The organism is Tepidanaerobacter sp. EBM-38 (assembly GCA_001896545.1).
In the GTDB taxonomy this organism is placed as follows: Bacteria; Bacillota; Thermosediminibacteria; order Thermosediminibacterales; family Tepidanaerobacteraceae; genus Tepidanaerobacter.
Map to the genome: position 1 here is coordinate 1 of MPOT01000094.1, position 10,419 is coordinate 10,419.

The 10,419-nt window shown below is 39.6% G+C and carries 13 protein-coding genes and 1 tRNA gene; 1 reads left to right on the plus strand and 13 read right to left on the minus strand.

All coding sequences use genetic code 11. From position 1 onward, the window contains the following. Positions 1-25: 25 nt before the first annotated feature. A tRNA-Lys gene (locus BUC45_RS10120) sits at positions 26-101 on the minus strand. A gap of 67 nt (positions 102-168) precedes the next feature. Then, positions 169-1,554 carry an NAD(P)/FAD-dependent oxidoreductase gene (locus tag BUC45_RS10125; protein ID WP_296972078.1) on the minus strand — a complete coding sequence of 462 codons (1,386 nt, stop codon included), beginning with the start codon at positions 1,552-1,554 and terminating at the stop codon, positions 169-171. Between the two features lie 286 nt (positions 1,555-1,840). Here BUC45_RS10125 and BUC45_RS10130 point away from each other — a divergent pair, with 286 nt between their 5' ends. Next, positions 1,841-2,026: a hypothetical protein gene (locus BUC45_RS10130; RefSeq protein WP_296972079.1), complete on the plus strand. Its 186-nt coding sequence runs from the start codon at positions 1,841-1,843 to the stop codon at positions 2,024-2,026. A 130-nt stretch (positions 2,027-2,156) separates the two neighbouring features. Here BUC45_RS10130 and dnaB read toward each other — a convergent pair whose 3' ends face one another. From dnaB to BUC45_RS10185, 11 genes are all read right to left on the minus strand, one after another. Beyond that, positions 2,157-3,497: a replicative DNA helicase gene (gene dnaB, locus BUC45_RS10135; RefSeq protein WP_296972082.1), complete on the minus strand. Its 1,341-nt coding sequence runs from the start codon at positions 3,495-3,497 to the stop codon at positions 2,157-2,159. 5 nt (positions 3,498-3,502) lie between these two features. Further along, complete coding sequence (gene rplI / locus BUC45_RS10140) at positions 3,503-3,949, minus strand: 50S ribosomal protein L9 (RefSeq protein WP_296972084.1); 447 nt, start codon at positions 3,947-3,949, stop codon at positions 3,503-3,505. After that, positions 3,946-5,922, minus strand: coding sequence for a DHH family phosphoesterase (locus BUC45_RS10145; RefSeq protein ID WP_296972086.1), 1,977 nt, complete (start codon positions 5,920-5,922; stop codon positions 3,946-3,948). The genes rplI and BUC45_RS10145 overlap by 4 nt, the downstream gene beginning before the upstream one ends. A gap of 15 nt (positions 5,923-5,937) precedes the next feature. After that, positions 5,938-6,882 (minus strand): YybS family protein, encoded by a 945-nt coding sequence (locus tag BUC45_RS10150; RefSeq protein ID WP_296972087.1) that lies wholly within the window; start codon positions 6,880-6,882, stop codon positions 5,938-5,940. 45 nt (positions 6,883-6,927) lie between these two features. Then, entirely contained in the window at positions 6,928-7,152 is a 225-nt protein-coding gene (rpsR, locus tag BUC45_RS10155; protein ID WP_013779634.1) for a 30S ribosomal protein S18, read from the minus strand. Positions 7,153-7,170: 18 nt separating this feature from the next. Next, entirely contained in the window at positions 7,171-7,590 is a 420-nt protein-coding gene (ssb, locus tag BUC45_RS10160; RefSeq protein WP_296972089.1) for a single-stranded DNA-binding protein, read from the minus strand. Between the two features lie 12 nt (positions 7,591-7,602). Further along, positions 7,603-7,890: a 30S ribosomal protein S6 gene (gene rpsF / locus BUC45_RS10165; RefSeq protein ID WP_013779636.1), complete on the minus strand. Its 288-nt coding sequence runs from the start codon at positions 7,888-7,890 to the stop codon at positions 7,603-7,605. Positions 7,891-7,959: 69 nt separating this feature from the next. After that, positions 7,960-8,142, minus strand: coding sequence for a DUF951 domain-containing protein (locus tag BUC45_RS10170; protein WP_337957212.1), 183 nt, complete (start codon positions 8,140-8,142; stop codon positions 7,960-7,962). Between the two features lie 26 nt (positions 8,143-8,168). After that, a complete protein-coding gene (locus BUC45_RS10175) occupies positions 8,169-9,032 on the minus strand; it encodes a mechanosensitive ion channel family protein (RefSeq protein WP_296972092.1) in 864 nt (287 codons plus the stop codon). A gap of 103 nt (positions 9,033-9,135) precedes the next feature. Further along, the gene (locus BUC45_RS10180) at positions 9,136-9,702 is read right to left on the minus strand and encodes a CvpA family protein (RefSeq protein WP_296972094.1); all 567 of its coding nucleotides are present in this window, start codon (positions 9,700-9,702) and stop codon (positions 9,136-9,138) included. A gap of 59 nt (positions 9,703-9,761) precedes the next feature. Then, on the minus strand, positions 9,762-10,292 hold the full coding sequence (locus BUC45_RS10185) for a tetratricopeptide repeat protein (protein ID WP_296972095.1): 531 nt from the start codon (positions 10,290-10,292) through the stop codon (positions 9,762-9,764). Between the last annotated feature and the right edge of the window lie 127 nt (positions 10,293-10,419).

A 10,419-nucleotide genomic window follows, 5' to 3' on the forward strand; every position in this document is an offset into this window, starting at 1 on the left:
AACCACTTGACCACGGGGCCACAAATGGTGAGCCATCCGCGACTCGAACGCGGGACGCCCTGATTAAAAGTCAGGTGCTCTGCCGACTGAGCTAATGGCCCATTTAAAACAGCAGTTATTATATTACTATAAAACCTTCTTTCTGTCAACACCTCAAAAGAAAAAAGTCTATAATACGCGCTTTAGTATCTCCCTAGCCACTACTATGCCTGATGCCGATGCTTGTGCTAAGCCCCGGGTTACACCGGCTCCATCGCCTGCAGCAAAAAGGTTTGTTATCTGTGTTTCCAGATTGCTGGTTAGGGCAGGCCTAGAAGAATAAAACTTCACCTCAGCACCGTATAGTAAAGTATGGTATGAGTTTACCCCTGGAGCCAACTTATCCATGGCTTCCAGCATTTCTAAGATACTTACCATATGTCGATACGGAAATACCAAGCTCAAATCGCCTGGTGTGGCCTCTTTCAGGGTTGGCTCCACTAAACCCCTTTTTATGCGTTCCGGAGTTGACCTTCTCCCTGACAACAAATCTCCCAGCCTTTGGACCAGCACTCCACCACCTAGCATATTGGCTAGAGTGGCGATGTTCTTGCCATATGCAATCGGCTCTTTAAATGGCTCGGTAAAGGTTTTGCTAACTAATAAAGCAAAATTCGTATTAGCAGTCTTACGGTCCAAGTAGCTGTGACCATTGACGGTTACTAGGCCGTTATTGTTTTCCATAACCACTTCGCCATAGGGATTCATGCAGAAAGTCCTAACCTTGTCATCAAAGGATTTTGAATAATATATTAACTTAGATTCATAAACCACATCGGTAAGGTGTTCCATTACAACTGCCGGCACTTCGACTCGAACCCCTATATCCACTGGATTAATAGACATATCCAGCTTCAAATTCTCAGCCTCTGTTGAAAACCACTCGGAACCTTCCCTGCCGGGGACAACCACAACGTAATCCGAAAAATATTCGCTGCCGTCACAAGTTCTAATTCCTTTGGCACGACCATCCTGCACAAGTATATTTTTAACTTCAGTACATGTGTTTATTTCTACCCTTTGATCCAGATAATCTCTCATCTGTTTTAATATTTTCCAACATGTTTCGGTGCCCAAATGTTTTAATTTTGCAGGTATTAATCTTAAATCAGCAGTCGCTGCTTTTTGTTGCAGCGCGCGAGTTTCTTCATTCTCAATACCGTAAACTTCTTTCGTGCCCCCGAATTTTAAATATACACTATCGACATAGCTGATAAGCTCCATTACTTCGCTTCGAGAAATATATTCATCCAGCCATCCTCCAAACTCAGTGGTAAGGGTAAGTTTGCCGTCACTAAAAGCACCGGCACCGCCCCAACCATTGACAATTGAACAGGGATTGCAGCGCAGGCATTGAACATTGTTTTGCTTTGAAGGACAATTCCGGTTTTCAATATCTTTGCCTTTTTCAACAATTAATATCGAAAGTTCAGGCGCATTTTCAGCTAGCTCAAGAGCAGTAAATATCCCCGCCGGCCCCGCCCCAACTATAATCACATCATATTTTTTGGGCATAGTATTCCTCACTTTCACTGCCGAAGCGGCAATTTTATTTAGATGCAAGTATCAGTATCTTTCAAAAACTTGTATCTTTTTTATACTTCGCATTTCCTTATTTTCACTTTTTTGCAGCACTACTAATATACCAAAATTTAGCTGGAAAATCAATTTATTTTCCGAATATTTTACTAAAATATGTTAATATTTCACGCAAGAATTGCCTGTCATATGTATATATCGGATGAATATTGAAATACTAGAAATAGACCAATACAATTGCATTTTTAAAAGGAGGCTTTCTATGTTTGAATCTAAGACTGCGATGGACGTAAAACAATTTTCTATCAAACCTTCGGATATCGGATACGAAACTGAAACTGCCGCGGAAATAACACCCACTTTAGGTAAAACCGATAACAAAACAATGTCAAAACAGTCGTATAAAGTTAACACAAGACCCCCGCTTATGCTTTACCCTGGCGAATAATAAAAAAGATATGTCAAAAAAAATATAAATGCCATTGTGACATATCAAAAATCATCAGCCGCCGGAATACGCTATAATGGTATTTATTCCGGCGGCTGTTGCCATCCAAATTTAATGTAGAATTACATGCTTACCCGACTTGACTTTGGCGAAATCTTTCCAAACTAGCAAATTTAGTAAACTTTGGAAGCCAGACAAGTTCGATGGTGCCTGTTGGCCCATTTCGCTGTTTTGCTATTATAATTTCGGCAATGTTTTTTTTGTCAGTATCGGGATTGTAATAATCATCTCTATATAAAAATGCCACAACATCGGAATCTTGCTCCTGACTGCCGGATTCACGAAGGTCACTTAAAATAGGTCGATGGTCGGCCCTCATTTCCGGTGCTCGTGAAAGCTGCGACAATGCCACTACCGGCACAGAAAGTTCTCTGGCCAGTGCTTTAAGTGAACGAGATATCTCTGAAATTTCTTGCTGGCGGTTCTCCGAAGCGGTCCGGCCCGACATAAGCTGCAGATAATCAATAATCACAAGGCCTAAGCCTTTTTCCGCTTTGAGCCGCCGGGCCTTTGTTCGAAGCTCCAGTGATGAAATACCCGGAGTATCGTCTATATATATAGGTGCTTCAGATAGCGGCCCCATAGCTCTGGCAAGCCTAGGCCAATCTTCCTCATCCAATTTCCCGGTCCTGAGTTTATGGCTGTCTACATTGGATTCAGCACAAAGCATGCGCTGCACCAACTGTTCTTTGGACATTTCCAGACTGAAAATACCAACCGGAACCTTATAGCGAATAGCGGCATTTTGAGCTATGTTTAAGGCAAATGCAGTCTTTCCCATACTCGGCCTGGCAGCAATAAGGATTAAATCAGACGGCTGCAAGCCCGATGTTTTTTCGTCAATATCCGGAAAACCCGTTGGGACTCCGGTTATGCCGCCCTCTGAATTGTATAGCTGTTCTATGCGTTCAAATGTATCAAACAATATCTCTTTTATATGGTGGAAATTTTCCACCCGGCGTTTTTGTGCAATCTCAAAAATCCTGCGTTCGGCCTCGTCTAAAAGGTCTTCCACTTCATTTTGCTGGTCATACGCCATTGACAATATTTCTGAAGTGGTATTGATAAGTCGCCGTATAAGTGCCTTTTCTTCAACAATCTTGCAATAATAAGAAATGTTGGCAGCGGTTGGCACTATTTCGGTAAGGGCTGTAAGATAAGTTGCACCACCTATCTGTTCCAATATCTTAGCGGTTCTTAAGGCCTCGGTAACCGTAATCAAATCTACCGGTTCTCTATCCTCATAAAGTCTTACTATCACTTCAAATATCTTTTTGTGGGATTCTTTATAAAAATCCTGAGCTTGTAGCTGCTCCGCAGCTACGGTAATGGCATCTTTTGATAGAAGCATGGACCCCAGCACTGATTGTTCAGCTTCTAAATTATATGGAGGTATCTTAAGGTTATCCATAAAAATCATCCTTCAATAATTTTTACAGTCACTTGGGTCTGTACTTCCGGGGCAAGCTTTATATCAACAACATAGCTGCCCAATGATTTAATTGGCTCGGAAATTTCTATTTTTCGTTTATCTATTTCTACTTTATGTTGTTTTTTCAAAGCATCGGATATATCTTTTGTTGTAACAGAACCGAATAATTTCCCCTTATCGCCTGCTTTTACCTTTAGCGTAACAGATGTTTGAGAGAGTTTTTCAGCAATTTGTTTGGCGATTTCAATTTCTTTTTGCTTTTTCCTCTCCAATGCGGTCTTCTCCTGTTTTAGCTGTTTAATGCTTCCTGAAGTTGCTTCCTCTGCCAAGTTTCTTGGAAACAAGTAATTTCTTGCATAACCATCAGCTACATTAACCAAATCGCCTTTCTTGCCGAGTTTTTTTACATCTTCTAATAATATAACCTTCATTTTGTTTCACCCTCTTTCATATAATCCAAAACGGCCTGTCTGACTCTTTCCAAGGCCTCATCCATAGTCATACCGGATAGTTGAGCCCCAGCTACGGTCATATGGCCTCCACCGCCCAATTCTTCCAAAATCCTCTGCACATTTATTTCACCTAATGAGCGAGCACTGACGGTTATCCTTTCCCCCATAGGTGCCAAAACAAACGAGGCAGAAACTCCTTTTAGGCCTATAAGACTATTAGCTGCCTGAGCTGCTGCTAAAGTAGGATTTTGGGGCTCTTCATCATAATAGGAGATAACTACATGATCCGCTATCTCTTTCGCTCTTTTTAAAACTTTGGCTCTTTCATATACAGCTTGTGCATCTTCCTGAAAAAGCTTATATACCATGGTAGGATCGGCTCCTGCTCGTTTTAAGTAAGAAGCTGCTTCAAAAGTTCTTGCTCCTGTTTTAAAAGCAAAATTGCGAGTATCCACTGCAATACCTGCCAGCATTGCAGTAGCCGCCATGGGCGTAATCTTGATATCGTCCCCCATGTACTGTATCATCTCTGTCACTATTTCACTTGTGGAGGAAGCATATGGCTCAAGATACACAAGCAATGCCTTATCAATAAATTCTTCTCCACGGCGATGGTGGTCAATAACCACAACCCTTTCCGCTTTTTCGATAACCTTTTGCGACATCAAAAGCGATGGTCGGTGGGTATCCACAACCACAACAAGCGTCTTTTTTGTAATTTTATTCAAAGCTTCGGTTTCGCCGATAAAATTCTTTTGCATTTCTTCATCAGTAAACAAAAATTCAAGTAGTGAATCTACTGATGGACTCTGCTCAGGCGTAAGAATTATATATCCCGGTTTATTCATGCTTTTAATGGCACTTACAAGACCGACCCCTGCTCCAAGTGCATCCATGTCCAAAAACAGGTGCCCAAGGACCATTACCATATCTGACTCCTCAATTAAGTCCCTTAAAGCATGGGAAATAACCCGGACCCTTACACGGCTGTATTTCTCCATTTCTTCGGTTTTTCCGCCGTAGAAATACGTCCTCCCCTCAGCCTTAACTACTGCCTGATCCCCACCCCTGCCCAGGCAAAGTTCCAAGGCATTTTGAGCAATCTTTCCGGATTGAGTTAGGGAACTTTCGCCGTAGGCTGCACCTATGCTCAATGTAGGCGTCATAACCTGGCCTACTTTTATTTCACGAATAGCATCAAGTACCCCGAATTTAGTTTCTTCTGCTCGGCGAAAATCTTTTAGATACATAATTACAAGGTATTTATCATTGTCGTATTTTTTTACAAGCCCATTAAAATTGTGCACCCACTTGGTTATTGTTTTATCTATTTTGGCTAGAAGCTCAGGCCGATTTTCTTCGGCACAAGCTACCATGATTTCATCAAAGTTGTCCACATAAAAATAGCAAACTACGGTTTCCTTTTCCTTTGCAGTTAACTTTAGGTTGAATTTTTCTGTAACATCTTCAAGATAATATGCCTGCAATATTCTTCCTGGCTTTTTACCATTGGTCTGCAGCATAGTTTTTTTAACAAAAAAACGGCTATTCATTAACTCAATTTCTTTAGGTCCTTCACTCAAAGATTCTAAAATCTTTTGTGGCACAAGCTCATTTATATGTGATATTCTTTTGCCCGATTTTTGAAACCGTTCTGAAAATACCTTGTTTTCCCAAATAATCCTTTCATTGCCGGTCACTAGTGCTACGCCCACATTTAGTTCATTTACTACCTGTTTCCACAGTGTCTGATGAAAGGATGTTTTTGTTTCAATTAAAGTCGGTAAAGGCTTGCCGTCTTTCTTTGATATCAGATAATACAGAAGCAAGCCTAAAATCAGCAGCAATGCCAATGTAATCTTAAAATCATAAAATATTAGGCTTACTACGTCGAGTACTATGATAAAGCAAACTGCCAGCCATAGTATTTGGTTTTTATTTCCTCCTATCATGATAAATACCTCTCATCAATATATCTTGCGAAAATTGAACAAGACATCAAATAGCCCTGCAAAAAAAAGTATTTGCAAAAACAAAGGGTTAAAAAACACAAAAAAAACGATTATTAATCTAAAAACCTTTCCTACATTAAATTTGCCCAAATAATATGTCAAGAGTGAAAACCCCTGCACAAAAAGTATAAACCCGAAAACCAGCACTAAATTCATTCCAATAGCTTTAAGCACACCTATTGGCCAATATGTTTCCAACAGCACCAGCAGATTCCCTGCCAGAAAAGCTGCTACCGTATAATCAGGAAACCGCCATAGCCAGAAAGGCGTAAAATCTCTAAGTTTTTGTCCCATTCGCGATAGCACTGCTTTAGTCACTATGTAGGTCAAAAAGGCATCGAGAGCAGATGCCATTATAAATATACCCGGAATGATTAGCGGTAAAAGCTCTAGAGCTCTTTTAAAACTTTCGATAGTGGTTTCTATAGTTTTAGGGTCCATACCCATTTTCTCATAAAAACTACCTGCTATCAAAAGGGATTCCTTTAGAGCATTAATTTCCTCAGTCAAAGGATTAATTCCCATCATCAGCATACTGATAAAAACAAGGGCTATTTTGGAAACTAGAGAAGCTGCTCCACCGATAGCCAGTACCTTAAATGGTGAAAAATCCTTCTTTATAGCCCATCCCATTGCAAGGCCTATCAAGCCGAAGCTCACTACAATGGTTACAGCTTGAAAAGGACCGCTTATTATAGCTACGATAATACCTGCTACTATCATAGAAAGAAAACTAGTTCTGATGCCGTGTCTTACCCCCAATATTACAATAGGCACCGGCCATATTAAAGTAGCAAAAGTCCCTAATATGGGCATATATAAGGCCATTATACTTAGAATAACATTTATGGCGGCAAGCAGTGCTCCCTCTACAAGGGACTTAGTACTGTTGGTTCTCATGAAGTTTCCCTCCTCTTATGTCAAAAAAGAGAGGGTAGACCCTCTCTATTCTGCTGTGAACGGTAGCAGGGCGAGATTCCTCGCTCTTTTGATTGCTATGGTAAGTTGCCTTTGATGTTTTGCACAATTACCGGTAATGCGCCGGGGCAGGATCTTGCCACGCTCAGTTATATATTTTCTTAAACGAGCATATTCTTTATAATCAATATGATCTACTTTATCTACACAAAAACTGCAAACCTTTTTTTTCTTTATTCTCCTTGGTTTCAAATTACATTCCTCCTTTCATTAAAAGGGTACTCCGTCACCATTGATATCATCAATGCCTGGATCAAAACTAAAATCTGCATCAAAGTTATCTGAGCTCTGTTCATTAGAGCTGGATTTAGCCCTGTCTAAAAACTGAACAGTATCGGCTACAACTTCGGTTATATACCTTCGCTGGCCGTCCTGTCCATCGTACGACCTTATTTGCAGGCGACCATCCACTGCTACCAAGCGTCCTTTAGTAAGGTTATTGGCACAGATTTCCGCAAGTTTTCGCCATGCAACAATTCTAATAAAATCAGTTTCACGTTCACCCTTTTGATTTACAAAGGGCCTGTCTACCGCTATTGTAAATTGAGCTACCGGCACTCCGTTAGCCGGTGTAAATCTAAGTTCCGGATCTCTTGTGAGTCTGCCTATTAAAATAATCCTATTTAGCAAGGTTTCCACCTCTTATTTTTCTTTATTGATAATCAGGTATCTCATGAGTCCGTTGGTAATCTTATACACTCTTTCCAAGTCTTGAGCTGTTGCCGGGTTTGCCGTAAAGTTCATTAAAAAATAATGGCCTTCCCGCTTGTCGTTGATAGGATAAGCTAATCTAAGCTTGCCCCATTCATCGACTTCAGTAACTTCTCCGCCTTGGTCTTCTATCATACCCTTGAATTTTTCCACAAGTGCTTTTACTTCATCTGCTTCAAACTCAGGGTCAATGATAAAAACAGTCTCATATTGCCTCATTTCACTTCACCTCCATGGACTAATTGGCCCCGGTTTCCCGGAGCAGAGATGTTCGGACGTATTATATCATTAATCTAATCGGTTTTCAAGGTCAGTATTTTTTTCCGACCTGATAACTTTTTTAACACTTTTTTCAAATTTATGCCTTGGCAGCATCACTTTTCGGCCACACCCCATGCATTTAATTCCAAAATCCATACCCATACGCCATATCTGCCAAGTATCGCTTCCGCAGGGGTGTTTCTTTTTCATCTGAACAACATCACCTATATTGTATGTCAAAGGTCTTCCTCCCTTTTGCCTTCTTTTTTTATATAAACTGTTCGCGGATATGGTATTTCTATGCCTTCACTTGCAAACTTTTCTAAAACAGTCTTGCGCAGTTCCCTTTCTACACTCCACTGCTGCATGGGTATTGTCTTAGCAATAATCCCAACTTCAATTTCTGTTTTGCCTAAATTTGATACTCCCAATATGGAAGGGCCTTCAACAATAACATCTTTTCTTTTTTCCCTAACCTCTTGGCAAACCTCTTCTAATAATTTTATCACACGATTGATATCTTCTTCATAAGCTATGCTTACATTAATCAAAGCTCTCATAGCTCCACGGGAATGATTTGTCACTCGGGTAATCTCACCATTCGGAATGATATGCAGTTGCCCGCCAAAATCCCATAGCTTAGTGGTTCTTAGCCCAATCTCATCAACGGTTCCCGCTACGCCGGACGCTTCTATATAATCGCCCACATTGTACTGATCCTCAAAAATAATAAAAAAGCCTGATATAACATCCTTTACTAGGTTTTGAGCACCAAAGCCAATCGCAAGCCCGCCGATGCCTGCTGCCGTTAATAAGGATGTGGTCTTGATTCCTGCAATCTCTAAGATATTTATCCCTGCCACAAAATATGTTACATAGCGCACAATACTTTTTAAAAGGCCTGCCAGCGTTTTTGTTTTGTTTTCATCAAAATGCGCTTTCCCATGGCTTTTCATCGAAAAAATTCGAGTAATGAAGTTTTCAACGAGTTTTATAAAAAGAACCGATAAATACCAAACTACAGCAATTTTAATAAGAGGTACTGCAAAAGCCGGAAGTTTATTTACAAAATTATTATACATTTGTGTTATATCGCTCAAAAATAAACACCTCAGATTCTTAAAGGTCAAAGATTATATCGTATGCATTATTTTCAGTTTTATAATTTTAGCATCGAAATCCAGATAATTCCACTAGTTGACATTATATTAACTTTACCACAATAGGGCTTATAAAGTCTAAAAATCTTATATGATTTAAGATATAAGAAGTGCTTAATGCTTTATCCAAAAAGCTCTCAGGGAAGGCCAATAGAAACGGTGAAAGAACTGCATTTAAAAGTGCAAAGTGCATAGCTGTTCGAGCTAAGCCGAATAAAGTACCCAGTAATCGGTTAAGTGGAGTTAGACTTGATATTTTTATAATACCGTTGATGAAATATGCAGGTATCAAAAATATGATTTGAACCAACAAAAACACTGAAAAAAATCCTACGGCACTAAGCGCCAATTCTACGATACTTTTAATGTTTATTACTCCCATGGCTCCATGCTCATTTAAAGCGGGTGCTAACATTATACCGCTTAAAAATCTGTCCATGGCAAGGTGAGTTTTTAAAAAATCCACCGCAACATCCCTATAAAAAACTCCTGTGTACAAAGCCACAACAACTCCTGCTGTTTTAAACGCAGACAGGATAAGGCCCTTCGAAAATCCCTGTACCGCACTTTTTATAAAAACTATTATCAAAATAATATCCACCCAGTTCACGGCATTACCTCCTACAGTAGTCATGTCCGCTAATCCTGTTTATATGATAAAAATTTCCATTATCTTATAAAAGAAATCAATAAATATAAAACCAACACAACAATTATAAAGCCGAAGATCGCCATGTATGGTGATTTTATTGTTTCCTTTTTTTTAAGCTGCATTTTTGTAATATCATTTAATCTTTGGGTGGAAAGCTCTACCGATTTTTTATAAAATTTTACAAATTTATCTATGTCCTTCGATTTTTTATATATTACGGCCAGATTATTATATGGCACAGGATTATCCGGGTCAAGGGCTATGGCCTTTTCATAGCAGTCTTTTGCTTTTTCGAAATCCCCGGTCTCAAAATATATATTGCCTAAATTGCTGGATGCTGAAGAAAGCTTTGGATTTAGCTCAAGTGCTTTTATAAAATAGATTTTTGCTTGTTCAAGATTTTCTTCGCGAGCCGAAATTACCCCAAGTTTATTATAGGCTCTAGCATTGTTCGGGTCAATTAATAAAATCTCATTATATATTTTTCTTGCTTGCTGATATTCCCCTAGTTCCATATGGTGCTCAGCTTTATTGATAAGATCGTCCACAAGAGCTCCCCTTCTTATGTAATTATATTTGAACAAAATCGCTAACGCGATGGCTTAAAAGACTTTTTTTCGTTATCGATATTAAAGTGGCAACACATTCACATATATGGTATTGTTTAGTCATCAC